Source organism: Burkholderia sp. BCC0097, from assembly GCF_902832985.1.
GTDB classification, from domain to species: domain Bacteria; phylum Pseudomonadota; class Gammaproteobacteria; order Burkholderiales; family Burkholderiaceae; genus Burkholderia; species Burkholderia orbicola.
Genome location: NZ_CADFDM010000006.1, coordinates 71486 through 97009, shown reverse-complemented (window position 1 = coordinate 97009; position 25524 = coordinate 71486). Strand labels below are relative to the sequence as shown.

The window sequence follows — 25524 nt, the reverse complement described above, 5'->3', positions numbered from 1 at the left end:
TCGGCGTGCAGCGGGCTTCGGCGGTCGCCGTAAAGGGTAATAAGGGTTTATACCTATCATTAATGCCATTTAATTGACAATTAATCGCTCTAGAATGGCTTCCTTCAACTGCCCGTGCTCAAACGGGTGACGGGTTGTCAATAAGGAAGCGTCTGTCGATCAAGCTTCCATTTTTCTTTACGTCGTCTCTCGCATTGTTAACAGGAGCGTGCCCGATGTCCGTATTTGCCCCCGAAAAACTCGCCGCCGATTATCAATCCGGTATCGCTGCCTGGTTCGCGATCGCCCGTCCGGCGATCCACGGCTTCGAGGCCGTCGTCGAACTCAACCTGCAAGCGGCCCGGACGGCGCTCGAGGAATACGAGGACAAGCTGAAGAACGCGTTCAACGGCAGCAATCCGGCCGCGGGTTTCGCGCAGCAGGTCGCCGCGCCGCAGGAAGCGGCCGGCAAGGCCGTGTCGTATGGCCGCCATTTGTTCGACATCGCGGTGTCGACGCAGTCCGAATGGGCGAAGGTCGCGCAGGCGCAGTATGAACAGAACGACAAGCGCCTGAAGGACGTGCTCGGTGAACTGTCGAAGCACGCGCCGGCCGGCTCGGCGCCGGTGGTCGCCGCGCTGAGTTCGGCGCTGTCCGCGGCGAGCGCCGCGGCCGACTCCGTGCGCGCGGCGACGGGGCAGGCGATCGAAGCGGCGCAGAGCGGCTTCGATGCGGTCAGCGAAACGGCCACGCGCGGCGCCAAGCAGACGGCGGCCGCCGCCCGCAAGGACGCAGCGGCTGCGCGCGAATCGGCTGCGTAATCGCGCAAATGCGTGCATGACGGCGCGCGTGAATGCGTGTCGCGCGTCGGCGCGACACGATTGATCGGCGCCGGACGGCGCCGGCGCCGCGTGTGCCATGCGGGGGCCGGCAAGCGTCCGGTGCGCCGCAAGACGTCCGTGCACGGTTGCCCGTGCGGCGGCGTGCCGTGCCGCCGGTGCGAACAGGCGCCGCTCGTCAGGACGGCGGCGTGCGACCGCGATCGCGCCGGTTGGCGCGGCGCGCGCCATCGTCACTCGTGGCCGCCTCGTGCCGGCGTCAGAACGACAAACTGATTTCGATGCAGGGATTGAACATGACGGATGTAGTGATCGTATCGGCCGCGCGGACCGCGGTCGGCAAATTCGGCGGCTCGCTCGCGAAGATTGCGGCGCCCGAACTGGGCGCGACGGTGATTCGCGCGGTGCTGGAGCGTGCGGGCGTGAAGCCCGATCAGGTCAGCGAAGTGATCATGGGCCAGGTGCTGACGGCCGGCTCCGGGCAGAACCCGGCGCGGCAGTCGCTGATCAAGGCGGGGCTGCCGACGGCCGTGCCGGGGATGACGATCAACAAGGTGTGCGGCTCGGGCCTGAAGGCCGTGATGCTGGCGGCGAACGCGATCATCGCGGGCGACGCGGAGATCGTGGTCGCGGGTGGCCAGGAGAACATGAGCGCGTCGCCGCACGTGCTGCCGGGCTCGCGCGACGGGTTCCGGATGGGCGACGCGAAGCTGGTCGACACGATGATCGTCGACGGCCTGTGGGACGTGTACAACCAGTACCACATGGGCATCACGGCGGAGAACGTCGCGAAGGAATACGGGATCACGCGCGAAGAGCAGGACGCGTTCGCGGCGCTGTCGCAGAACAAGGCGGAAGCCGCGCAGAAGGCCGGCCGTTTCGACGACGAGATCGTGCCGGTGTCGATCCCGCAGCGCAAGGGCGAGCCGCTGCAGTTCGCGACCGACGAGTTCGTGCGTCACGGCGTGACGGCCGAATCGCTGGCGGGCCTGAAGCCGGCGTTCTCGAAGGACGGCTCGGTGACGGCGGCGAACGCGTCGGGGCTGAACGACGGCGCGGCGGCGGTGCTGGTGATGTCGGCGCAGAAGGCGGCGGCGCTGGGCCTGACGCCGCTGGCGCGAATCAAGGCGTACGCGAACGCGGGCGTGGACCCGAGCGTGATGGGCATGGGCCCGGTGCCGGCGTCGCGCCGTGCGCTGGAGCGCGCGGGCTGGACGCCGGGCGACCTGGACCTGATGGAAATCAACGAGGCGTTCGCGGCGCAGGCGCTGGCGGTGCACAAGCAGATGGGCTGGGACACGTCGAAGGTGAACGTGAACGGCGGGGCGATCGCGATCGGCCATCCGATCGGCGCGTCGGGCTGCCGGATTCTGGTGACGCTGCTGCACGAGATGGCCAAGCGCGACGCGAAGCGCGGGCTGGCGTCGCTGTGCATCGGCGGTGGGATGGGCGTCGCGCTCGCGGTCGAGCGTCCGTAACCGGCCGTCCGTAACCGGCCGTTCGCCATCGGCGAACCGAATCCGTGCGCCGGCCGATTGCGGCTTCGGCTGGCGTCACGTGAAGTCAGAGGGGGCTCCGGCAGCTCTCGAAACCAAAAAATGGAGTGAGATTTATGTCTCAGCGAATTGCGTACGTAACGGGCGGGATGGGCGGCATCGGCACCAGCATCTGCCAGCGCCTGTCGAAAGACGGCTTCAAGGTGGTCGCAGGTTGTGGCCCCAACTCGCCGCGCCGGGTGAAATGGCTCGAGGACCAGAAGGCGCTCGGGTACGACTTCATCGCGTCGGAAGGCAACGTCGGCGACTGGGACTCGACCAAGGAAGCGTTCGACAAGGTCAAGGCCGAAGTCGGCGAGATCGACGTGCTGGTCAACAACGCGGGCATCACGCGCGACGTCGTGTTCCGCAAGATGACGCATGAAGACTGGACCGCCGTGATCGACACCAACCTGACGAGCCTGTTCAACGTGACGAAGCAGGTGATCGATGGCATGGTCGAACGTGGCTGGGGCCGCATCATCAACATTTCGTCGGTGAACGGCCAGAAGGGGCAATTCGGCCAGACGAACTACTCGACCGCGAAGGCCGGCATTCACGGCTTCACGATGTCGCTCGCGCAGGAAGTCGCGACGAAGGGCGTGACGGTCAACACCGTGTCGCCGGGCTACATCGGTACCGACATGGTGAAGGCGATCCGCCCCGACGTGCTCGAGAAGATCGTCGCGACGATCCCGGTGCGGCGTCTCGGCGGCCCCGAGGAAATCGGCTCGATCGTCGCGTGGCTCGCGTCGAACGATTCCGGCTTCGCGACGGGCGCCGACTTCTCGCTGAACGGCGGCCTGCACATGGGCTGAGCGTCCGGGCTGCGCCGGCCGGGTGGCCGCGCAGCCGGGCGTTTTCCGAAGGCCCCCGCCTCCCGGATTCGGGCGGCGGGGATTCGTCACTTGCGCTACGCTGCACTCAAAGGCGTTACATGACTACTACAAAGAAGACGGCCGAACGGCTCATCAAGAAGTACCCGAACCGCCGGCTCTACGATACAGAGACAAGCACGTACATTACGCTGACCGACGTGAAGCAGCTCGTGCTGGAGCAGGAGGATTTCAAGGTCGTCGATGCGAAATCCAATGAAGACCTGACGCGCAGCATTCTCCTGCAGATCATCCTCGAGGAGGAAAGCGGTGGCGTGCCGATGTTCTCGTCGTCGATGCTGTCGCAGATCATCCGTTTCTACGGTCATGCGATGCAGGGCATGATGGGCACGTACCTGGAAAAGAACATCCAGGCGTTCATCGACATCCAGAACAAGCTCGCGGATCAATCGAAGAACCTCTACGAAGGTAACGCGATGAATCCGGAAGTCTGGTCGCAGTTCATGAACATGCAGGCGCCGATGATGCAAGGGATGATGACGAGCTACATCGAGCAGTCGAAGAACATGTTCGTGCAGATGCAGGAGCAGATGCAGAACCAGGCGAAGTCGATGTTCAGCACGTTCCCGTTCAAGCAACCGGGCACGCCGGAGCCCGAAAAGAAGTAACGGTTTCGCGGCAGGCCGGCCGTGGCGGCGCGAGCCGTCGGGCGTCGGCGCCGCGAAGCGGGGCGGTCGGTCGCCGTCGTGCATTCGGGCACGACGATGCGCGCTTGCTGCCTGCCGGAAGAAATCGCCGACGGTCGTCCAGGATCGTCGGCACAGAATGCCCGTGCCCGGTATGCTCGGGCATCGTCGTTTTCCAGTCGATCGAGATCCAGTCCATACGAATGAAAGCCGGGACGCGCCGCGCCTGACGGGGCGCGTTCGTGTCCGTGCGGGCGCTCGCGTGTCGTACCATGAGCAGCGCTGCACGGAAGCCGCTTTTGGCGCACGCGATAGCGGTTCCCACGTAGGGCGAGAGGTGCCATGCCGCGTCGATGCGCAGCGGCCGAGAAAAACAAACCGACTGAGAGAGAGCATGCGAGGGATTCGAACGGCATCGATTGGCAGGCTGGCCGGTCTTGCTGCGATGTTCATGATGGGTGTCGGCCTGGCCTTGCCGTGCTTTGCGATGAATTGCGCGAAAGCCGTCCAGCCGATCGAGAAGCGCATTTGTGCAAGCCCCGCGCTGCGCGCAGCCGATACGCGGTTGAGTGCAGCCTATGCGGGCGCGCTGAAGGCCGCGCCGGACACCGCCATTCGCGACATGTTGGTGCGTAGCCAGCGCCGCTGGCTCGACGCGCGCAACAAGCGCCTCGATACCGATTACGAAGGTCATCGGCTGGCCGTCGACGAAGTGCGCAAGGCCTTCGATCGGCGCACCGCCGTGCTGGCCGACCGATCGGGCGACGGACTGATCGCGCGAGCACTGGCCGAGCGGCAGTGGCTCGCGAAATACGGCGGCGGCCCGCTGGCCGGTTTCGATGCAAACTGCGATTTCATCCCCGACGATGCGAGTGGCGCGCATGTTTCTTATGCGTGTTTCGGCGCGATTCACGTGCAGCATCATGCGCGGGTGTGCAGCCAGAGCGAGGACTGGGCGACCGGCGCGGTCTATCAGTACCGCCTGGTGAGCGCGGCCGACGGCGGAAAGGTGCATCCGGTGGCGTTCTGCGAAGCGCAAGGCGCGCATGCATGCGACAGCGGCAGCGTACAGGCGGGATGGGTACGCGCCGCGGCGTCCGGCGGCGAGAGCCGTACACCCGCGCCGGTGACGGACCTGCCGCCACTCGATGCCGAATTGTGGCCGCTCGGCGATGGCGGCGATGCGGCGTGGTTCGATCGGTGTCTGACCGCGCCGGTGTTTCCGGATGCGTATTGACGCGGAGCTTTCGGTGTTCGAGCAAGACCCGCCATGGCGGACGGGTCTTTTCATTGCGTCCGCAGGGATTGCGCACGCGGCTTGTGGCCATCGCGCGACGCGTTGAGCCGCGACTCAGTGCGCCGGGCCGAAATCCTGATCGTCGTCCGACGGCGGCAGGTCGAGCACGAGCTTGACGGCGCTGTAGTTGGCCTTGAGCGAGAACACGCGGCCGATCACGAGAAACGTCTGCCGGGAGTTTTCGAGTTCGACGAAGTCGCCCGGTTGCGGGACGTGCGCGCCCTGATCGTAGGAAAAGCTGGTGCTGGTCTGTTCGCCGATCGCTTCGGCGGCGTGTTCGGTGAATTCGATCGTGAGGTGGATAGTCATGTGAGCCCCGTTGGGTCGATTGAAGAGAACGGATGGGGCGATTTTCGCATAGCGGCTTCGCGAATCCTTGCGGATTCTTGTGCAATACGTTTGACTGACCGCGCGATGCTTATGTGCATCCGTCCGGCGTTCGGTACCGACGCGCATCTGACTTAGCCATCGTCGCCCGGCATGCGGCCATCGTTCGGGCGATGGTGTGGGTGGACGCGCTTCGTGTCATTTCCCGAATAGGGATTTTTGTCACCCTGTCGCCAGATATTTCCCTCTTTTGTCATTTGCTTCATGAAGAAGGTGGCGCGGTTCCCTGGCGTTGCTGGTTTCATGCTGCGCATAGCAATTCACTTGCGCGCGTGTACGTATGCTTTGGGCCAAGGAGCGATCGCTTGACGACCAGGATGCGCAACCACTGCAACGATGTATATGTTTGATGGCAAATTCGTAAATCACTGCGGGAGCGCGAGGAATAAAGTCATCGTAATGTAGTGTGCGCTTATAAATTGTGTCGATTAAAATAATAATCAAATTCAAGCATAATTGACGAAGGTGCAATAAGCTTCGTTGGAATGGGGGCGACAAATTTGAGATTGCTTATTTGTATGTTTTAAATATACTGGATTTGTCTCTTGGACCTAGAGAGGGGTTAAAAATGACAAATCCGATTAATGCGCTTACGACTCAAGCGGGAAGTACTCCGGGGCCGCAATACCAGCCGCCTTGGGATTTTCTTACTGTTGACACAAACACCGGCGTGGGCGGCCAGTATATCTATATTGGTTATCAATGCGGTAATGGCAATCCGGTCACGTCGCTGAATTTCGTTGCGTATGACCAGGCTCAATCCAATCCGCCGTCGGGTTGGAGCTGGAGTCCGCAAGATCTGAAGGCGGGGGCGGGCGGGAAATACATCTACATGACATGGAAGAACGGGGAGGCGGGCAAAAAGCCTATCACCGCAATCATGCTGCTCGTGATCGATAGCTCTTCTCCGCCGGCGATCGAAGGTTATACCGCAATCCATCAGGACTTGAATCAAGGTGCGGGTGGTCCTTATATTTGGCCGTATTACAGTACGATCGTGCCAATTCAATTGAAAAATGAATCGGTGATCCGCAAGGAGTAAGCAATTGGTTTTTATTGAGCGGCAGGCTTACGCTTGCCGCCTTCACTCGCTTGCGCTCCATGTCCGACGCCTCATGCGCACGGGTCATCACCAGGAAGCTGTATAGCGAGATCCGTCTGAGGGTAGGCCGACAACCCTTCGTCCCCGAGTGATAGGGACGCATCAACCTCCATCTCGTTGCCGGCCACCTGGCGAACAGCGTGCTCAAGTTGCCGATCATCGTCACTGCCAACCGCTCGTTTTGGGTCGCAGGACCCTAAATCGCTGTAAACTCACGCTTTTGCTGCCACGCCCCCACATTCCAGATGTCCCAATCCCCCAAAGTAGGGTTCGTATCCCTCGGGTGCCCGAAAGCGCTCGTCGATTCCGAACAAATCATCACGCAACTGCGCGCCGAAGGTTATGAAATCTCCGGCAGCTACGACGGCGCCGACCTCGTCGTCGTGAACACCTGCGGCTTCATCGACGAAGCCGTGCAGGAAAGCCTCGACGCGATCGGCGAAGCGCTGACCGAGAACGGCAAGGTCATCGTCACCGGCTGCCTCGGCGCGAAGTCGAGCGCGAGCGGCTCGAACCTGATCGAGGAAGTCCACCCGAAGGTGCTCGCCGTCACCGGCCCGCACGCGGTGGGCGAAGTGATGCAGGCCGTGCATTCGCATCTGCCCAAGCCGCACGATCCGTTCGTCGATCTCGTGCCCGCGGCCGGCATCAAGCTCACGCCGCGTCACTACGCATACCTGAAGATCTCCGAAGGCTGCAACCACCGCTGCACGTTCTGCATCATCCCGTCGATGCGCGGCGATCTGGTGTCGCGTCCGGTCGCCGAAGTGATGCTGGAAGCCGAGAACCTGTTCAAGTCGGGCGTGAAGGAACTGCTCGTGATCTCGCAGGACACGAGCGCATACGGCGTCGACGTGAAGTACCGCACGGGCTTCTGGAACGGCAAGCCGATCAAGACGCGCATGACCGACTTGGTCGCCGCGCTCGGCGAACTCGCCGCGCAGTACGGTGCGTGGGTGCGCCTGCACTACGTGTATCCGTATCCGAGCGTCGACGAAGTGATTCCGCTGATGGCCGAAGGTGCGTTCAAGGGCCACGTGCTGCCGTATCTCGACGTGCCGTTCCAGCACGCGCATCCGGAAGTGCTGAAGCGCATGAAGCGTCCCGCGAACGCCGAGAAGGTGCTCGAGCGCGTGCAGAAGTGGCGCGAGATCTGCCCGGACCTGACGATCCGCAGCACGTTCATCGCGGGCTTCCCCGGCGAGACGGAAGAACAGTTCGAAACGCTGCTCGACTTCATCCGCGAAGCGGAGCTCGATCGCGTCGGCTGTTTCGCGTATTCGCCGGTCGAAGGCGCGACCGCGAACGATCTGGACGGCGCGCTGCCGGACGAGGTGCGCGAGGAACGTCGCGCGCGCTTCATGGAAGTGGCCGAGGAAGTGTCGGCGAACCGCATGCAGCGCAAGGTCGGCAAGACGCTCAAGGTGCTGATCGATGAAGTCGGCGCGGAAGGCGGCATCGGCCGTACGGCCGCCGATGCGCCGGAGATCGACGGCGTCGTCTACGTCGAGCCGGCGGCGAAGGCATCGAAGCGCTACAAGGTCGGCGATTTCGTGTCCGTGAAGATCACGGGCGCCGACGGCCACGATCTGTGGGGCGAGGTGTAAGCGATGGCCGCTGCCTTCCCGGAGATCCTCGCGCTCGGCGAGGCGATGATCGAGTTCAACCAGTCGCGGCCGGGGCATCCTGAATTCCTGCAGGGGTTCGGCGGCGACACGTCGAACTTCTGCATCGCGGCCGCGCGCCAGGGCGCGTCGACGGGCTTCGTGTCGGCGATCGGCGACGATCCGTTCGGCCGTCTGCTCGCCGACATGTGGGCGTCGGAACGCGTCGACACGACGTACGTGCGGATCGACCGCTCGGCGCCGACCGGCGTGTATTTCGTCACGCATGGCGCCGACGGCCACCAGTTCGACTATCTGCGCGCGGGGTCGGCCGCGAGCCGCTACGCGACGGGCGATTTACCGCTCGACGCGCTCGCGGCCGCCAAAGCCGTGCACCTGTCGGGCATCAGTCTTGCGATCAGCACGGCCGCGTGCGACGCGGCATTCGCGGCGATCGACCATGCGCGTCGCCACGGCGCGAAGGTCAGCTTCGACACGAACCTGCGCCTGAAGCTGTGGCCGCTGGCGCGTGCCCGCGCGGTGATGCGCGAGGCGCTGCGCCAGACCGACATCTGCTTGCCGAGCTGGGACGACGTCACGGCGCTCACGGGCGCGAACGATCGCGATGCGATCGTCGACGCGATGCTCGAACACGGGCCGCGGATCGTCGCGCTGAAACTCGGCAAGGAAGGCGCGTATGTCGCGACGCCGAACGAGCGGCGCGTCGTGCCGGGCTTCGCGGTCGAGGCCGTCGACGCGACCGGTGCGGGCGACTGCTTCGGCGGCGCGTTCGTCGCGCGGATCGTCGCGGGCGACGATCCGTTCGCGGCCGCGCGTTATGCAAACGCGGCGGCGGCGCTGTCGACGACCGGTTACGGCGCGGTCGCGCCGATTCCGCACCGCGATGCGGTGGAACGCCTGATGCAAGGCTGACCCGGTCACGCATGCCGACGCATTCGCCGCGCAGGCTTGTGCTGTCAGCAGGAACCGGGTCTCGACCCGGCACGGTCCGCGATTGCCGGGCGAATCTGAAGCAAGGAGCAACACAAGGTGGGTCGATATTCGGAATGGCAACGGGCGCTCGTCGTCGCCGGTGCGCTGGTGGCGGGCATCGCGATGCCGGGATTGGGCGCCGCGCAGGCGGTCGTGCCGGGCGTGCAGCAGGATGAACCGGCGCCGGCGCGGCCGCTGAAGCCGAATCCCGGGTTCGCCCGCCTGCCGCGCTACGAAGGCACGCTCGGCGACCGGCCGATCGTCGTGCATCTCGGCCCGAAGATGGACGAGGAAGGCGTGCACGGCGAATACCAGTTCGCCGATACGGGCGAGGTGGTGCTGCTCGCGGGCGACCGCGACGGCGATACGCTGGAAATCGAGGAGTCGAACGACGGCACGAATATCACCGGCGTATGGATCGGCCGCTTCGACGCGACGGGCGACCTGAAGGCCGACCGGATGAACTCGGACGAATCGGACCCGCAGCCGGTCGTGCTGCATCTGGCGCCGGGCAAGCGCGCGGCGCTGCAAGTGCGCGATGGCCGCGTGCGCGAAATCGAGACGGTGGGCGGCGTCGTCAACCTGCGTACCGACGACTGAGCGCGTGCTGGCTCGGTGTGGGCGGCGCGCATTGTACCGGGCCAACCGCGCCGATTTTGGCTACTCTAACGACATATTCCGCAACCGAACGGCCGCGTGCCCGGCCCCCAAGTCATGACTGCATCCACTTCCAAGCGCGCGCTGCAAACCCGCATCGTTCAACCCGACGACGTCATTCCGGAAGGCTTCCGTTCGTTCGTGCCGCCGGTCGCGCGCGCGTCGACGGTCGTGTTCCCCGATCTCGCGACGATGCGCGCGCTGGTCTGGCACGACGACAACCAGTGGCGCTACGGGCTGCACGCGACGCCGACGTCGCTCGCGCTCGCGCAGCGGCTCGCCGAGATCGAGGGCGGCACGCACGCGCTGCTGCAGCCGTCGGGTCTCGCGGCGATCATGAACGTCTACTTCGGGATCGTGAAAGCGGGCGACGACGTGCTGGTTCCGCATAACGTGTACGGCCCGAACGCCGATTTCGGCAACTGGCTCGCGAACGATTTCGGCATTACCGTGCGTTTCTACGATCCGTTGATCGGCGCCGGCATCGCCGAGCTGATCCAGCCGAACACGCGGCTGATCTGGCTCGAGGCGCCGGGCTCGGTGACGATGGAAGTGCCCGACGTGCAGGCGATCACGGCGGCCGCGAAGGCGCGCGGCATCGTCACCGCGATCGACAACACCTTTTCGGCGGGGCTCGCGTTCAAGCCGTTCGAGCACGGCGTCGACATTTCCGTGCAGGCGCTGACCAAGTATCAGTCGGGCGGCAGCGACGTGCTGATGGGCGCGACGATCACCGCGAACGCGGAACTGCACGCGAAGCTGAAGCTCGCGCGGATGCGCTGCGGGATCGGCGTGTCGGTCGACGATTGCTCGCTCGTGCTGCGCAGCCTGCCGAGCATGCAGGTGCGCTTCGATGCGCACAGCAAGAGCGCGCTCGCGCTCGCGCAATGGCTGAAGGCGCGGCCGGAGATTGCCGCGGTGCTGCATCCGCAGATCGCCGACTGCCCGGGGCACGCGTCGTTCATGCGCGATTTCAAGGGCGCGGGCGGGCTGTTCTCGGTGGTGTTCGACGAACGCTACAGCGCGGAGCAGGTCGACCGTTTCGTCGAGTCGCTCGAGCTGTTCGCGATCGGCTGGAGCTGGGGCGGCGCGTGCAGCCTCGCGATGCCTTACGACGTCGCGTCGATGCGTCCGGACTGGCCGCATCGCGGCACGCTGGTGCGTTTCTACGTGGGCCTGGAGGACGAAGCCGACCTGCGCGCGGATATCGAGCGCGCGATGCAGGCCGCACTGGGCTGATCGCAGGCCGGCAACGTCCGGCACGAAAACGAAACGCCGGCGCGATGCGATATCGCGCCGGCGTTTTTCATTGAAGGTGCCGCGGGATCAGAACAGTCGCAGCAGCCCGTCGAGGCCGACGTGGTCGAACGCGACGGTGGCCGCATCGCGCACGACGGGCTTCGCGTGAAACGCGACCGACAGCCCGGCTTCGGCCATCATCTTCAGGTCGTTCGAGCCGTCGCCCATCGCGATCGCGCGGCGCGGCTCGAGGCCGAGCGACGCGCACGTCTCGCGCAGCAGGCGCGCCTTCACGTCGGCGTTGACGATCTCGCCGAGCACCTTGCCGGTGAGCTTGCCGTCGACGATCTCGAGCGTGTTCGCATGCGCGTAGTCGAGGCCGAGGCGGGCTTTCAGCCGCTCGGTGAAGAACGTGAAGCCGCCCGACACGAGCAGCGTCTTCATGCCGGCAGCCTTTACGCCCGCCAGCATCGTCTCGGCGCCCGGCGACAGTTGCAGCCGTTCTTCGTACACGCGCTCGAGCGCGTGCGCGTCGAGCCCGGCCAGCAGCGCGACGCGGCGCGTCAGGCTTTCGTTGAAATCGCGGATCTCGCCGCGCATCGACGCTTCGGTGATCTCCGCGACCTGCGTTTTCAATCCGCAGAAATCGGCGATCTCGTCGATGCACTCGATCGTGATCAGCGTCGAATCCATGTCCATCACCGCGAGCCCGAAATCGCCGAGCGCGAGGCCGGCCTCGACGAAGCCGAAATCGAGCGCATGCGTGCCGCAGTACGCGTCGATGTCGAGGCGCTGCGCCGGGCTGGCGTTTTCGATCCGCAGCGCGTGATCGTCGGTCTGCACGACGCGGGTGCCGCGCGACAGCGCGAGCAGCGGTTTGTGATGGGCGTCCGACAGCGGCGCGAGACTCTGGATGACGAGATTGTGGGTCATGACGAGTGGTTGGGAGACGAATGAATGACGTGCGCGGCCCGCGGACGGCCGCCTGCGAACGCGGCCCCGTGCGGCTGCGGGCCGTTGCGTCGCGAACGCGCCATTGTAGCCCGTTGGCCGCGCGGGGCGGCCGGCGCCGGCGCGAAACCGGGCGCGGGGCGATGGTGGTCAGCCGCTTGCACGATCCCAGTACGGCGGATCGCCGAAATGCTCGGCCAGAAACGTAATGAACGCGAGCGTTTTCAGCGGCACGTGCGCGCGGCTCGGATAGACGGCCCAGATCGCGACGTCGTCCGCGAACGGGTAGTCGTCGAGCACGCTGACGAGCGCGCCGCTCGCGAGCAGCGGGCCGACGTCCCAGGTCGACTTGATCGCGATCCCGAAGCCGTCGACGAGCGCTTCGCGGATCGCCTCGCCGTTGCTCGCGACGAGCCGGCCGCCGACCCGCACCGTGAGCGGGCCCTGCGGCGTCGTGAACGACCAGTCGCGCTGGTCGCCGAGGATCACGCATTCGTGCTGCGTCAAGTCGGCCGGATGGCGCGGCGTGCCGCGTTCGGCGAGATAGGCGGGCGAGCAGCACAGCACGCGGCGGTTAGTGGCGAGCTTGCGGGCGACGAGCGTCGAATCCTTCAGCGCGCCCAGCCGGATCGCGACGTCGTAGCCGTCGTCGACCAGATCGACGATCTCGTCGGACAGCCGCAGATCGAGCGACACGGACGGGTAGCGGCGCAGGAACGCCGGAATCACCGGCGCGACGTGCTGGCGGCCGAACGACGACGACATCGATACCTTCAGCCGCCCGTACGGTTCGCTGCGGCCGCGACCGACCGATGCGCGTGCGGCGTCGGCGGCCGCCAGCAGCGCGTCGGCGCGCACCATGAAGATTTCGCCGTCCTGCGTGAGGCTGATGCGGCGCGTGGTGCGGTGCAGCAGCCGTGCGCCGAGCTGGCGTTCGAGCTGCGCGATGCGCGCGCTCGCGACCGCGGCCGACACGCCGAATTCGCGCCCGGCCGCGGTGACGTTCGCGAGCAGCGCCGCGCGCACGAACAGTGCGACGTCGAGCAGATCGAGCGGCTTGTCGGGCGCGGGAATCGGATCGGACCCGGGATCGGACGTCATTATTCTGAAATTCCTGAAAATGTTTCAGGAAATATAGCGGTTTTCTCGAAGGATCGGGTTGCCTACGATGGCACGCATGGAGGTTGCGCCGCAGCCTGCCGGATTCCCCTGAAAGGAGTATCGAAATGAAAGCCGTTGGATTGACCCGTTATCTGCCGATCGACGACCCGCAAGCATTGCTCGACGTCGAACTGCCGCAGCCCGTGCCGGGCCCGCGTGATCTGCTCGTGAAGGTCGAGGCGATTTCCGTGAACCCGGTCGACACCAAGGTGCGTGCGCCGAAGCCGCAGGTCGAGGAGACGCCGCGCGTGCTCGGCTGGGATGCGGCCGGCACGGTCGTCGCGGTCGGCGCCGACGTCACGCTGTTCCGGCCCGGCGACGAAGTGTTCTACGCGGGCAGCATCACGCGGCCCGGCGCGAACAGCGAATTCCACGCGGTCGACGAGCGGATCGTCGCGTTGAAGCCGCGCACGCTCGACTTCGCGGCGGCCGCCGCGCTGCCGCTGACCGCGCTGACCGCGTGGGAAGCGCTGTTCGACCGGTTGCGCGTGTCGCCGCAGGGTGCCGACGCCGGCAAGTCGGTGTTGATCATCGGCGGCGCGGGCGGCGTGGGCTCGATCGCGATCCAGCTCGCGAAGACGCTCGGCAAGCTGCACGTGATCGCGACCGCGTCGCGGCCGGCGTCGGCCGAATGGGTGCGCACGCTGGGCGCGGATGCGGTGGTCGACCATTTCGGCGACCTGCCCGCGCAGTTGCGCGAGGCCGGCCATCCGAGCGTCGACTACGTGCTGATCTTCAACGATACCGACCATCATTTCCCGGCCGCAGCGGAAGTCATCCGGCCGCAGGGCGGAATTTGCACGATCGTCGAGAACGCGAAGCCGGTGCCGGTCGAATTGCTGAAGGCGAAGAGCGCGGCGTTTCACTGGGAGTTCATGTTCACGCGTGCGATGTTCGAGACGCCGGACATGATCGAGCAGCACAAGATCCTGAGCGAGGTCGCGCGGCTCGTCGACGGCGGCACGCTGCGCACGACGCTGGGCGAACAACTCGGCACGATCAATGCCGAGAACGTGCTGCGCGCGCACCGGATGCTCGAGGGCGGACGCGCGATTGGCAAGCTCGTGTTGAGCGGGTTTTGAGCCGACAACGCGCGTCAATAAGGTGACGGCGCCGTGAACGCAAGCGGGGTAACACCCGATGCGTTTGCGGCGCATTGCACCGCGCTTGGCGGTAGACTGGCAGCGCATCATGCATCGAAAACCGAGCGGCACGCGCGTGCCGCCGCATGACAAGGAGGTCAGCATGAGCCAACGCAGCTTGTCGGTCGCCGCATCGTGGTCGGTCGTGTTCGCGGCGGCGTGCGTCAGCGCGAGCGTATTCGCGGCGCCGCCGGTCAAGGGCAGCCTGAAGGGCGGCGGGACGGGACAGCTCGAATACACCGTCAAGGTCGACTCGAAGACCTTCGGCAATACGCAGGAGACCCGCAAGATCCGCTCGGGCGAGACGGACGATTTCAACTGGAAATCGGTGCCGCCGAGCGGCGCGGTCGCGATGCCGGACGGTTGCCCGAACGTCGACAGCCTGCCGCGCGACGCGAACGGCGCGATGGTGCGGCAGACCCAGGTGCGGCTCGCACCATCGGTCGATGCAAAGGGGGTCGCCAACGTGCAGTTGAGCTTCCAGGCAGCCGCGCCGAAGGGCACGCGCAGTGTGACGGTCGGCGGGAAGTCGCTGCAGTGTCCGGACGTCGTGTCGGTGAGCCAGGTGAAGTGGGTGTCGCTTCCGACCAACGGCGGCTCGAAGGCCGTGACGATGAGCGACGGCACCAAGGTGACGGTGTCGATCAAGCATTGAGCGGCGCGCGCGGGCCGGCGTTTCGTTCGGTGCGCGCGCAACCGGTTCGATCGGCGCAACGAGCCGGGCGGCGCGCGAGCAGCGCGTGCCGTGCCGCCGTTGCAAGGCGTGCCGCTGTCTACTTCGCGGTACGGTGCCACCGCCGTGCAACGGCGTTGCGCGACGTCATGCGGATGTCACGTCATACGCGCGCGCATTCCGTCCTCCCGATCATCGCGTTCCGATGAAGCGTCGCAGGCGCGTGCTGACCGCGCAGCGCGCGCCGCCGCGCGTCACCGCGTGCGCTCTTCGAGCCGCCAAGCGAGGAAGCGGTGATCGGCCGAGAACAGCCGGCGATAGGTCATCAGCACCGCGCCCACGGTGCCGAGCGCGGACGCCGCGGCGATCAGGAACATGATCACGATCTGGTAACGGACGGCCTGTAGCGGCGACTGGCCGGCCAGCACCTGGCCCGTCATCATCCCCGGCAGGCTCACGACGCCGACCACCGCCATCTGGTTCAGCGTCGGCAGCATGCCGGCGCGCACGGCCTGGCGCGCCGCGTCCTGCGCGGCCTCCCAGCGCGTCGCGCCGAGCGCGAGCGCGGTCTCGACGCGATCGCGGCGCGCCGTGAGTTCTTCCATCATTCGCTCGACGCCGAGCGACACGCCGGTCAGCGTATTGCCGAGAATCATCCCGAGGATCGGGATCGCGTATTGCGGCGTGAACCACGGATGGATGCGGATCACGACGAACAGGCCGACCGCCGCGACGAACCAGCTGCTGAACCAGATCGACGCGATGCTGTCGATGCGCTGGCCGCGATACGTGCGCTTGCCGCGCCCCGCGCCCGCGAAGCCGGCGATCAGCGTCATCAGCGCGGTGAGCGGCAGCACGACGTACCAGTGCGGATGGCCGAACACCCAGCCGAGCACGTAGCCGATCGCAAGCAACTGCACGACGGTGCGCACCGCCGCGAGCGCGAGCTTGCGGCCGAGGCCGAGCGACAGCGCCGCGGAGATCGCACCGTTGACGGCGACGAGCGCGGCGGCGATGCCGACGTCGACGAGGCTCAGGTCCTGCAGGGCCGGGCTCATTGCGCAGCCTCCGTCGAGTGGGCCGCGTGCAGCACGCCGGCCTGCATCACGAGCTGCATCGTGGCGATCCGTGCGGCCTGGGCCGGATCGTGCGAGATCCACATATAGGCGCGCGCATCGGGCGCCGCGTCGAACCACGCACCGACGAGCGCTTCGATCGCGCGCGCCGATTCGGGATCGAGCGCGGAGGTCGGCTCGTCGAGCAGCAGCACGTCGGGATCGAGTTGCAGCACGCGCAGCAGCGCGGTGATCTGCGCTTCGCCGCCGGACAGGTCGCTCGCACGCTTGTCGAGAAAATCGGCGCCGCGGCCGGCCTGCGCGGCGAGCGCTTCGGCGCGGGCGCGGTCGAACGCGACGTCGCGATAGATCGCGAGCGAATACGGGTAGCGCAACTGCGCTTCGACGGTGCCGTCCATCTGCGCGGGGCGCTGGCGGACATAGGCGATGCTGCGCCGGTAGCGCGGAATCGCGCTGCGCCTGATCCGGCGGCCGCGCCACAGGAGGCTGCCGCCGTCGAGCGGATCGAGCAGCGCGAGCGCGCGCAGCAGCACGCTCTTGCCCGACCCGGATGGTCCGGTGATAGCAATTCGCGATCCCGCGGCGAGACTGAAATCGGTCGGGGCGAGCAGCGTCTTGCCGCTGCTGGCGTCGCGCCGCGTGATGTGCTGCGCGTCGATGAGGCCGGTGGAGGAGGTCATGTCAAAAATGAAAAAAAGCGTTAATGGCGCCGAAAGGCCGCCATGTCGTGCGCCATAATACCGATTGAAAAGCCGCAGTTGTCGTGCGCCGTTCGTCCACGCAAGCGGCCCGGCATGGTGCGGCAACGCTTCAGAACAACAACGGAACCGCCATGACGCTAACCCGAGCCATCGGCAAATCGGCTGCATGGATCGTCGGTATCGTCGCGGTGCTCATCGCGGCGGCCGGCATCTTTATCTTCACGTTCGACTGGAACCGCGCGAAACCGTGGGTCAACGAACAGGTGAGTACCGCGCTCGGCCGCCCGTTCGCGATCAACGGGGATCTCAAGGTCGGCTGGCGTCGTCCCGATGGCGAGACCGGCTGGCGCGCATGGGTGCCCTGGCCGAGCTTCTCCGCCACGCAACTCGAGATCGGCAATCCCGACTGGGCGCAGGCGCCCAAATTCGTCACGCTCGATGCCGCGCACTTCGATCTCGCGCTCCTGCCGCTGCTGGCGCATGAAATCGTCATCCCGTCGATCGACGTCGTGAATCCTGCCGTCGATCTCGAGCGGCGCGCGGACGGCAGCAATACGTGGACCTTTCAGTTCAAGCAATCGTCGCAGCCTTCGCGCTGGAAGGTGCGGCTCGACAGCTTCGGTTTCGCGAAGGGCACCGTCACGTATCGCGATGCGATCACGAAGGCCGACCTGACCGTCGCGATCGATACGCTCGGCCAGCCGATTCCGCTCGGCGACGTGCTGAAGGAGCAGGAGCAGACCTCGCGTGCGGCGTCTGCGCAGCGCGTCGGCAAGCATGGCGCCGCGCAACTGGGCGCGAAGGCCGATGCGCAAGCCGCCTCGGGGGCGTCGGGCGCGAGTGCGGCCGCGGCCTCGGGAGCGTCGGCTGCGAGCGGCGTTGCTTCGCCTGCTTCAGCTTCGTCCGGTTCATTCGCTTCGTCCGCGCCTTCCGCGTCGGCGGCCGCTGCCGCGTCCGGCGCGAGCGGGGCCGCGGCGCCCGCGAAGCCGTCCGGCCCCACCTATGCGTTCGGGCTGAAGGTCGACGGCCGCTACAAGAACGTGCCGATCAGCGGCACCGGCAAGGTCGGCGGCGTGCTCGCGATCCAGGATACGTCGCAGCCGTTCCCGCTGCAGGCCGACGTGAAGGCCGGCGATACGCGGCTCGCGATCGTCGGCACGCTGACCGATCCGAGGCATCTCGCGGCGCTCGACCTGCGGCTGTGGCTGCAGGGCACGTCGATGTCGCATCTTTACCAGCTCACCGGCATCACGCTGCCCGATACGCCGCCTTACGCGACCGAAGGCCGCTTGATCGGCAACTTCAAGCCGAACGCGAGCACGTTCCGCTACGAGAACTTCAACGGTCGCGTCGGCGGCAGCGATCTCGGCGGCACGCTCACCTGGGCGCAGCGCGAGCCGCGGCCGAAGCTGTCGGGCGAACTCGTGTCGAACCTGCTGCAGTTCTCCGATCTCGCGCCGGTGATCGGCGCCGACTCGGCCGCGAGCAAGAAGAAGCGCGGCGACACGACGCGCCAGCCGCCCGACCGCGTGCTGCCGGTCGCGGCGTTCCGCACCGAACGGTGGAGCGCGATCGATGCGGACGTGAAGTTCACCGGCCGCAAGCTGATCAAGAGCGCGGACCTGCCGATCACGAACCTGTACACGCACATTCTGATGCAGGACGGCGTGCTGACGCTGGAGCCGCTGCAGTTCGGCGTCGCGGGCGGCACGCTCGCGACGAATGCGCATCTCGACGGCAGCCGCACGCCGCTCAAGGGCCGTTTCACGCTGGCCGCGCGGCATCTGAAGCTCAAGCAGCTGTTCCCGACGCAGAAGGTGATGCAGACGGCGTTCGGCGAAATCAACGGCGACGCATCGCTGTCGGCAACGGGCAATTCGCCGGCCGCGCTCGCGGCGACGTCGACGGGCGAAGTGAAGGCGCTCATCACCAACGGCCGCATCAGCCGCCTGCTGATGGAGGCCGCGGGGTTGAACGTCGCGAACGTCGTCTACGAGAAGCTGTTCGGCAACCGCGACGTCAACATCAATTGCGCGGCGATCGATTTCGTCGCGACCGACGGCATGCTCGACCCGAAGGTCTTCGCGCTCGATACCGACGATGCGCTCATCAACGTCGACGGCCCGATCAACTTGCGCGACGAATCGCTCGACCTGAAGATCCATCCGCACACGAAGGGCTTCCGGATCTTCTCGCTGCGCTCGCCGTTGTATGCGAAGGGCACGTTCAAGAACCCGAAGGTCGGCGTCGATGCCGGCGCGCTCGCGCTGCGCGCCGGCGCGATGGTCGGGCTCGGGCTGATCAACCCGTTCGCGGCGCTGCTTCCGCTGATCGCGCCGAGCAACAACCGCGATGTGCCCTGCTCGGAACTGTTCGGGCAGATGAAGGCGCAGGCGGCGCAGAAAGCGGCCAAGAAGGCCGGCAAGTGATGCGCGCAGCCGCCGAGCGGCTTGTGCCGCGGTGCGGCTCGGCGTCGTTGCCGCGATCGGCTGAGTGTCGGCCGTGCAGCGCCGCCGAGGTGCTCAGGGGCGAGCGCGAGCCCAGACGAGCACCGGCTCGACCTCCCGGCCGCCGATCCGCACTGGCCCGGCGGTGCCGAGTTGCAGCCGGTCGCCGTCCAGGCTGACGACACGCTGCTGGACATTGCCGATCCAGTTCGGATACAGGCTGACGTCCATTTCATGAGTCAACGTGCCGTCGTCGTCGACGTTAAAGGGGCCTGAATACGCGATGTAGCCGCGGGCCGCGGCCGCACGCTCCTCGACGCTGCCGCCCTGCAGGTCGCCGTCCGCGTAGGGTGGGCGGCCGGCCGCCATCAGCTGCGCGGACATGTAGCCGTCGGGCGTATAGAGGATCCAGCCCCGCGCGTCGCGGCCGAGCGGATAGGTGACGGTCCCGCCGTCGCGCGGGCGGATTTCGTAGGACACGAGGCGCCATGCGCCGACGAGTTGTTCACGAAGCTGGCTGGCGAGCATGCGGGATTCCGGTAGGACGGCAGTGGAGCGCGTGCCGTCGTGTTGACGGGCCGGCGGGCGGCGGGCCTGAGGGCTGCGAATACGCCGCCGGGGCGGTGCGGTCGGCAGTTTCTCCGACACCTGCTAAAATACACGGTTTTCCGTCGATTTCTCTCTTACGGGACCTGCCGTGCTTTCTACTGCCAACATCACGATGCAATTCGGGCCGAAGCCCTTGTTCGAGAATATCTCGGTCAAATTCGGCGAGGGCAACCGCTACGGTCTGATCGGCGCGAACGGCTGTGGCAAGTCGACCTTCATGAAGATCCTCGGCGGCGACCTCGAGCCGAGCGCCGGCAACGTCGCGCTCGAGCCGAACGTCCGCCTGGGCAAGCTGCGCCAGGACCAGTTCGCGTACGAAGACGTGCGCGTGCTCGACGTCGTGATGATGGGCCACACCGAGATGTGGGCCGCGATGACCGAGCGTGACGCGATCTACGCGAACCCGGAAGCCACCGACGACGACTACATGCACGCGGCCGAGCTCGAAGGCAAGTTCGCCGAATACGGCGGCTACGACGCCGAGGCGCGCGCGGGCGCGCTGTTGCTCGGCATCGGCATCGAGGAGAAGTTCCACAACGGCACGATGGCCGACGTCGCGCCGGGCTGGAAGCTGCGCGTGCTGCTCGCGCAGGCGCTGTTCTCGAAGCCGGACGTGCTGCTGCTCGACGAACCGACCAACAACCTCGACATCAACTCGATCCGTTGGCTCGAGCAGACGCTCAACGAGTACAACTCGACGATGATCATCATCTCGCACGATCGTCACTTCCTGAACTCGGTTTGCACGCACATGGCCGACATGGACTTCGGCACGCTGAAGGTCTGGCCGGGCAACTACGACGACTACATGCTCGCATCGGCGCAGGCGCGCGAGCGCCAGGCCGCGGCGAATACGCGTGCGAAGGAACGCGTGGCCGAGCTGCAGGACTTCGTGCGCCGCTTCTCGGCGAACAAGTCGAAGGCGCGCCAGGCCACCAGCCGCGCGAAGCAGATCGACAAGATCAAGATCGAGGAATTCAAGCCGTCGTCGCGCCAGAACCCGTTCATCCGCTTCGAGTTCGAGAAGAAGCTGCACAACGTGGCGGTGGTCGCCGAAGAGATCACCAAGAAGTACGAGCGCACGATCTTCCAGAATTTCAACCTGTCGGTGCAGCCGGGCGAGCGCATCGCGATCATCGGCGAGAACGGCGCGGGGAAGACGACGCTGCTGCGTTCGCTGCTCGGCGCGCTGCCGCTCGATCACGGCACGGTGAAGTGGTCCGAGAACGCGAACGTCGGCTACATGCCGCAGGACACGTACGAGGAATTCCCGAACGACGTCACGCTGATGGACTGGATCGACCAGTACCGCAAGGACGGCGACGACGAAACGATGGTGCGCGGCACGCTGGGCCGCCTGCTGTTCTCCTCGGACGACATCAAGAAATCGGTGAAGGTGCTGTCGGGCGGCGAGAAGGGCCGCATGATCTGGGGCAAGCTGATGCTCGGCCGCCACAACGTGCTGCTGATGGACGAGCCGACCAACCACATGGACATGGAATCGATCGAGTCGCTGCAGATCGCGCTCGAGCAGTTCGAAGGCACGCTGATTTTCGTGTCGCACGACCGCGAATTCGTGAGCGGGCTGGCGAACCGGATCATCGAAGTGAAGACGGATGGGACGGTGTTCGACTTCGGCGGGAATTACGAGGAGTTCCTGACGAGTCAGGGGCAGGAGTAAGTGTCCTGAGGTTTTCTCCGGTCGTGGGTCCAGCTTAGGCATCACCGCGCGGAGCGAACCGCCATGAGCGCTAAAGCCCGCATCGACAGCAATGTCGATGCGGGCTTTTTCATTTCCACCACGGCAAACCCCACCGATGCCGGACATCCCGGTTTCCTCTGCTCAATCGACTTCAGGTAAATTACCCACCCAACGCCCCCATCATTCCCCATTTCGCCCCGGAGCCGCCTTCGATGCAGGACTATCCTCTCCCGCTCGACCTGTCCGGCCTTGCGCCCAGCCTGTACGCGCAGGGCACCGAGGAGAGCATCCTGTCGCGCCTGATGGAGCGGATTGCGCCGACCAACCGCTTCTGCGTCGATATCGGCGCGAGCGACGGCCTGCGCAACAGCAATACGGCACGGCTGCTGCGCGAACAGGATTGGGCCGGCGTACTGGTGGAAGGCAGCGCATACCGGTTCGGCAAGCTTGCCGCGCACTACGCGGGCGCGGAGCGCGTCCGCCTGCACCACGATCGCGTCCAGCCCGATACGATCGACCCACTGCTTACCGAAGTGAACGTACCGATCGACTTCGACCTGCTGTCGATCGATATCGACGGCAACGATTACTGGGTGTGGCGCGGCCTGCAAGCGTTTCAGCCGCGCATCGTCGTAATCGAATACAACCCGTACTACACGCCGCCCGAGCGCTGGGTCATGTGCTTCAATCCGGACCACGAATGGGACGGCTCGACTTATTACGGCGCGAGCCTCGAATCGCTTGCGCGTCTCGGCCGCCAGAAAGGTTATGAACTCGTCTGCTGCGACGACATGGGCAACAACGCGTTCTTCGTGCGACGCGACCTGTACCCGCTGCTCGGCATCGCGAACAACGATCCGTCGGTGTTGTTCCGACCGGCGATGTACAAGCTGCGCTACGTCGGACACAACACGTTCCTGACCGGTCATCCGTATCGGCACGGGCCGGCCGAGCACATCTGAATGAATTCGCTCGCCGTTACCTTCGACGAGATTCGCGGTGCGTACGACCTCGGTTGCGGCGGGCCGCCGACGCAAGTGAGCGAACGGGTGTGGCATCTGCCGGCCGACAGCGGCGCGGGTGTGGCGGTCAAACTCTATGCACTCGAACACCATGCGCGCGCAGTCAAGGAAACCGCCATCCTCGCGCATCTGGAAACGCACGGCGATACGCGCTTCCATGTGCAGACGCTGAAGCGCACGCGATCCGGCGCATCGCTGTGGTCAGGACAAAATTCTCACGCGATGCTGACGCGCTGGGAAGCCGGGCGATTCAAAACCTACGATACGTTCTCGCCAACCGAATGGGATGCGCTCGGCGCGAGTCTGGCCGCGTTGCACCTGAGCCTTGAACGACTGCATCTGCCGTCGCTCGATACGATCCGTGCGCGGCTGACCGCGATCGACGCGGATGCAGTACGCCGCAGCCTGCTGGATGCACTTGACCGAGCGGATGCGAACGCCACCGGCGCCGCGAATCTGCGCCGCTACGTCGATCTCGCGCTGCGCATGCTCGACCGTTACTATCCGGGCAGCATCGATGCGTTTCCGCCCAACGATCCGCAGCACGCGATCCACAACGACTACAACCAGTTCAACTATCTGTTCACGGGCACGCTGCCGCCGCTGATCCTCGACTGGGAAGCATCGATCGGCGCGCCGCGCGAATACGAGCTGGTGCGCTGCCTGAATCATTTGCCGCTGGAGGCGCCGCACCTCGCGCAAGCGTTCGTGCATGCGTACCAGCGGGTGCGGCCCGTGAATCCGGCGCACATTGCGTGGGCGGTGGATGCCGCCTGCTTGCAGCACGTGCTCAAGCTGTGGATCGTACAAGGCTGGCTCGACGATCCGTCTCGCTTCGCATCGCACCTGAACGGTGCGGTGACGATGGCGTCGGCGATGGTGAACGCGCGTGACCGTCTAGTAGATTTCTTTTCCCGCTGCATGGAAACAGGAAGCTGATGTGAGTGCGACTCCGAACGAGATCCCGAATCCCCCGCGCGCCGGCGAGCGGCAGCACGTGTTTCCGCCGCCGCTGGATCGCGATTACCGCGTCGAGGACGGGCGCGTGCAGACGCGCTCGCTGGAAGCGCATATCGTCGATCACTGCAATCTGACCTGTGCGGAATGCTGCTCGCTGTCGCCGCTGTTGCCCGAGTGGCATGCGAGCCCCGAATCGATCGAGGCCGATCTGCGCAAGGCCGCGAAGGTATTGCGTCCGCGCATGTTCAAGCTGGTCGGCGGCGAACCGTTGCTGCATCCGGCGCTCGTCGAACTCGTCGAGCGCGTGCGCGGCACCGGGATCGCGCCCGTGATCTCGGTCACGACGAACGGCCTGAAGCTCGGCGAGATGCCCGACGCGTTCTGGCAAGCGGTGGATGCGCTGACGATCTCGCGCTATCCGAAGCCGGCGCTTTCCGCCGACCTGGTCGCGCATGTCGAGCGCCAGGCGGCGCGCTTCGACGTGCGTCTGAACTGGAAGGTGCAGGACGTGTTCACGACGATGAACCGCGCCCAGCCCGGCACGGACCGCGGCGAAGCCCAGCGCCTGTATCACGATTGCTGGATTCGCGAGCGCTGCCATATGATTCGCGACGGCATGTTCTACACGTGCACGCGTCCCGCGCATTTCCATACGCTGTACAAGGGCGACAAGGATTTTCAGGCCGACGGCCTGCCGCTGCGCGACGACGCGGGCATGCTCGACGCGATGCTCGCCTATCTGCAGCGCGAGACGCCGCTCGAAGCCTGCCTGCATTGCCAGGGCGGCAGCGCGCCGGTCGCGCCGCATCGCATCCTTAAACGCATTGAAGTGGACACCTTGAAGGCTCGTTATCCATGATCGTCGGTACGCGCGACCCGTTCGGTTTCGATCGTCTGCACTACCATCCGCGCAGCGGCGTGTCGGCGTCCGGTATCCGCGCCGTATTGCGGACGTCGGGGCAACCGGCCGGCGCGCCGGACACGGCCGCCATCGCGGGCTACCTGAGCGGCGAGCGCCTGGTCGGCCGCACCGTGCTGCGCGACGTGCTCGCGGTGCCGCCCGGCCACGCACTGGTCCGGTCGCCGCAAGGGCTGACGGCGCAACCGGCGCCCGAGCGGCCGCGGCAAGCCGATCTCGACGCCGTGCTGCGCGCGTCGCTGCAACGTGCGCTCGACAGCGGCAAGCGCGTCGCGCTGGCGCTGAGCGGCGGGCTCGATTCGGCGCTGCTGCTTGCGTTGTTGCGCGAGCTCGGCGCATTGCGGCACGTGACGGCCTATATCCTCGCGACCGACATGCCCGATTACTGCGAACTCGACGCGGCGCTCGAACTCGCCGGGCAGATGCAGGCGAACGTGAAGATCGTGCGCGCCAACGAGGCCGATTTCATCGCGGCGCTGCCGAGAACGACCCACGCGGTCGAGGAGCCGATGTTCAACCTGCATCCGGTCGCGAAGCTGCTGCTGGCCGACGCGATGGCGGCTGACGGCATCGAGCTGGCGATTACCGGCGACGGCGCGGATCAGGTATTGCGCCGCGACGTATCGGCCAACTATCTGCCGCTGTGCCACGCGCTGTTCGACGAGGCGTCGGTCGAGCTGCATCCGCCGTTCGTGGATGCCGCCGTCGTCGCGCATCTGACCAGCATCGCGCCCGACCCGAACAAGCAGTGCCTGCGCGAGCTCGGGGCGCGCCTGAACCTGCCGGAGCGTCTCGTGCACGGCCCCAAGCGCGGCCGGCTCGCGCCGGCGATGGATCTCGCGACGCTGCTCGATCGCGACCGCACGCATGCACTGGCCGACGCGCTGGGCCTTGCTGCGCCGACGCTGCAGGCGGATACCGAACGCGTGCTGTGGACGACGCTGACACTGATCCTCGACCATCTCGATCGTCTTCATCCCGATGCCGCGCATCGCCCAACCTGAGCC

24 protein-coding genes are annotated in these 25524 nt (G+C 65.9%); 18 read left to right on the top strand and 6 right to left on the bottom strand.

Features of this window, described 5'->3' with window-relative positions; all coding sequences use genetic code 11:
- The first annotated feature begins 215 nt into the window (after nt 1–215).
- The 5 genes from phaP (at nt 216) to HWX07_RS20875 (ending at nt 5112) form a co-directional block, all read left to right on the top strand.
- Nucleotides 216–800: a TIGR01841 family phasin gene (gene phaP / locus HWX07_RS20895; RefSeq protein WP_175877530.1), complete on the top strand. Its 585-nt coding sequence runs from the start codon at nt 216–218 to the stop codon at nt 798–800.
- Between the two features lie 314 nt (nt 801–1114).
- Nucleotides 1115–2296 (top strand): acetyl-CoA C-acetyltransferase, encoded by a 1182-nt coding sequence (locus tag HWX07_RS20890; RefSeq protein ID WP_175877529.1) that lies wholly within the window; start codon nt 1115–1117, stop codon nt 2294–2296.
- 134 nt (nt 2297–2430) lie between these two features.
- Nucleotides 2431–3171: a 3-ketoacyl-ACP reductase gene (locus HWX07_RS20885; protein WP_006491801.1), complete on the top strand. Its 741-nt coding sequence runs from the start codon at nt 2431–2433 to the stop codon at nt 3169–3171.
- A gap of 119 nt (nt 3172–3290) precedes the next feature.
- The gene (gene phaR, locus HWX07_RS20880) at nt 3291–3857 is read left to right on the top strand and encodes a polyhydroxyalkanoate synthesis repressor PhaR (RefSeq protein ID WP_006478701.1); all 567 of its coding nucleotides are present in this window, start codon (nt 3291–3293) and stop codon (nt 3855–3857) included.
- Nucleotides 3858–4137: 280 nt separating this feature from the next.
- Nucleotides 4138–5112, top strand: a complete 975-nt coding sequence (locus tag HWX07_RS20875) for a lysozyme inhibitor LprI family protein (RefSeq protein WP_244130016.1) — start codon at nt 4138–4140, stop codon at nt 5110–5112.
- A 114-nt stretch (nt 5113–5226) separates the two neighbouring features.
- Here the strand turns inward: HWX07_RS20875 and HWX07_RS20870 are convergent, their stop codons facing one another.
- Nucleotides 5227–5481 (bottom strand): hypothetical protein, encoded by a 255-nt coding sequence (locus tag HWX07_RS20870; RefSeq protein ID WP_175877528.1) that lies wholly within the window; start codon nt 5479–5481, stop codon nt 5227–5229.
- A gap of 646 nt (nt 5482–6127) precedes the next feature.
- Here HWX07_RS20870 and HWX07_RS20865 point away from each other — a divergent pair.
- The 5 genes from HWX07_RS20865 to HWX07_RS20845 all read left to right on the top strand — a co-directional run bounded on the left by HWX07_RS20865 (nt 6128) and on the right by HWX07_RS20845 (nt 11154).
- The gene (locus HWX07_RS20865) at nt 6128–6601 is read left to right on the top strand and encodes a hypothetical protein (protein ID WP_125380630.1); all 474 of its coding nucleotides are present in this window, start codon (nt 6128–6130) and stop codon (nt 6599–6601) included.
- Between the two features lie 305 nt (nt 6602–6906).
- Nucleotides 6907–8268, top strand: a complete 1362-nt coding sequence (gene rimO, locus HWX07_RS20860; protein ID WP_175877527.1) for a 30S ribosomal protein S12 methylthiotransferase RimO — start codon at nt 6907–6909, stop codon at nt 8266–8268.
- A gap of 3 nt (nt 8269–8271) precedes the next feature.
- A complete protein-coding gene (locus HWX07_RS20855; RefSeq protein WP_012328612.1) occupies nt 8272–9198 on the top strand; it encodes a sugar kinase in 927 nt (308 codons plus the stop codon).
- Between the two features lie 117 nt (nt 9199–9315).
- Nucleotides 9316–9858: a hypothetical protein gene (locus HWX07_RS20850; RefSeq protein WP_175877526.1), complete on the top strand. Its 543-nt coding sequence runs from the start codon at nt 9316–9318 to the stop codon at nt 9856–9858.
- A 114-nt stretch (nt 9859–9972) separates the two neighbouring features.
- Nucleotides 9973–11154, top strand: coding sequence for a cystathionine beta-lyase (locus HWX07_RS20845; RefSeq protein WP_012328610.1), 1182 nt, complete (start codon nt 9973–9975; stop codon nt 11152–11154).
- 87 nt (nt 11155–11241) lie between these two features.
- On the opposite strand, the gene serB is transcribed toward HWX07_RS20845, so the two are convergent.
- Nucleotides 11242–12087 (bottom strand): phosphoserine phosphatase SerB, encoded by an 846-nt coding sequence (gene serB, locus HWX07_RS20840; RefSeq protein WP_012328609.1) that lies wholly within the window; start codon nt 12085–12087, stop codon nt 11242–11244.
- 168 nt (nt 12088–12255) lie between these two features.
- The gene (locus HWX07_RS20835; protein WP_175877525.1) at nt 12256–13206 is read right to left on the bottom strand and encodes a LysR family transcriptional regulator; all 951 of its coding nucleotides are present in this window, start codon (nt 13204–13206) and stop codon (nt 12256–12258) included.
- Between the two features lie 125 nt (nt 13207–13331).
- Here HWX07_RS20835 and HWX07_RS20830 point away from each other — a divergent pair, with 125 nt between their 5' ends.
- Both HWX07_RS20830 and HWX07_RS20825 read left to right on the top strand, forming a co-directional pair.
- On the top strand, nt 13332–14348 hold the full coding sequence (locus HWX07_RS20830; protein ID WP_175877524.1) for a zinc-binding alcohol dehydrogenase family protein: 1017 nt from the start codon (nt 13332–13334) through the stop codon (nt 14346–14348).
- A gap of 163 nt (nt 14349–14511) precedes the next feature.
- Nucleotides 14512–15063, top strand: coding sequence for a DUF6013 family protein (locus HWX07_RS20825; RefSeq protein ID WP_175808297.1), 552 nt, complete (start codon nt 14512–14514; stop codon nt 15061–15063).
- Between the two features lie 272 nt (nt 15064–15335).
- Here the strand turns inward: HWX07_RS20825 and fetB are convergent, their stop codons facing one another.
- Together fetB and HWX07_RS20815 are read right to left on the bottom strand one after the other, a co-directional pair.
- Nucleotides 15336–16139, bottom strand: a complete 804-nt coding sequence (gene fetB / locus HWX07_RS20820) for an iron export ABC transporter permease subunit FetB (RefSeq protein WP_175877523.1) — start codon at nt 16137–16139, stop codon at nt 15336–15338.
- Nucleotides 16136–16837: an ATP-binding cassette domain-containing protein gene (locus HWX07_RS20815; protein WP_175877522.1), complete on the bottom strand. Its 702-nt coding sequence runs from the start codon at nt 16835–16837 to the stop codon at nt 16136–16138. Before HWX07_RS20815 ends, fetB begins: the two co-directional genes overlap by 4 nt.
- Before the next feature lie 152 nt (nt 16838–16989).
- On the opposite strand from HWX07_RS20815, the gene HWX07_RS20810 reads away from it, so the two are divergent.
- Nucleotides 16990–19287 carry an AsmA family protein gene (locus tag HWX07_RS20810; protein WP_175877521.1) on the top strand — a complete coding sequence of 766 codons (2298 nt, stop codon included), beginning with the start codon at nt 16990–16992 and terminating at the stop codon, nt 19285–19287.
- A gap of 93 nt (nt 19288–19380) precedes the next feature.
- On the opposite strand, the gene HWX07_RS20805 is transcribed toward HWX07_RS20810, so the two are convergent.
- Nucleotides 19381–19833 carry a lipocalin-like domain-containing protein gene (locus HWX07_RS20805; protein WP_012328603.1) on the bottom strand — a complete coding sequence of 151 codons (453 nt, stop codon included), beginning with the start codon at nt 19831–19833 and terminating at the stop codon, nt 19381–19383.
- Between the two features lie 169 nt (nt 19834–20002).
- On the opposite strand from HWX07_RS20805, the gene HWX07_RS20800 reads away from it, so the two are divergent.
- The 5 genes from HWX07_RS20800 (at nt 20003) to HWX07_RS20780 (ending at nt 25521) form a co-directional block, all read left to right on the top strand.
- A complete protein-coding gene (locus HWX07_RS20800) occupies nt 20003–21595 on the top strand; it encodes an ABC-F family ATPase (RefSeq protein WP_012328602.1) in 1593 nt (530 codons plus the stop codon).
- A gap of 233 nt (nt 21596–21828) precedes the next feature.
- Nucleotides 21829–22578: a hypothetical protein gene (locus HWX07_RS20795; protein WP_175877520.1), complete on the top strand. Its 750-nt coding sequence runs from the start codon at nt 21829–21831 to the stop codon at nt 22576–22578.
- Nucleotides 22579–23577, top strand: a complete 999-nt coding sequence (locus HWX07_RS20790) for a phosphotransferase (RefSeq protein WP_175877519.1) — start codon at nt 22579–22581, stop codon at nt 23575–23577.
- Nucleotide 23578: 1 nt separating this feature from the next.
- A complete protein-coding gene (locus tag HWX07_RS20785) occupies nt 23579–24457 on the top strand; it encodes a 4Fe-4S cluster-binding domain-containing protein (protein ID WP_175877518.1) in 879 nt (292 codons plus the stop codon).
- A complete protein-coding gene (locus HWX07_RS20780; protein ID WP_175877517.1) occupies nt 24454–25521 on the top strand; it encodes an asparagine synthase-related protein in 1068 nt (355 codons plus the stop codon). The genes HWX07_RS20785 and HWX07_RS20780 overlap by 4 nt, the downstream gene beginning before the upstream one ends.
- Nucleotides 25522–25524: the final 3 nt, after the last annotated feature.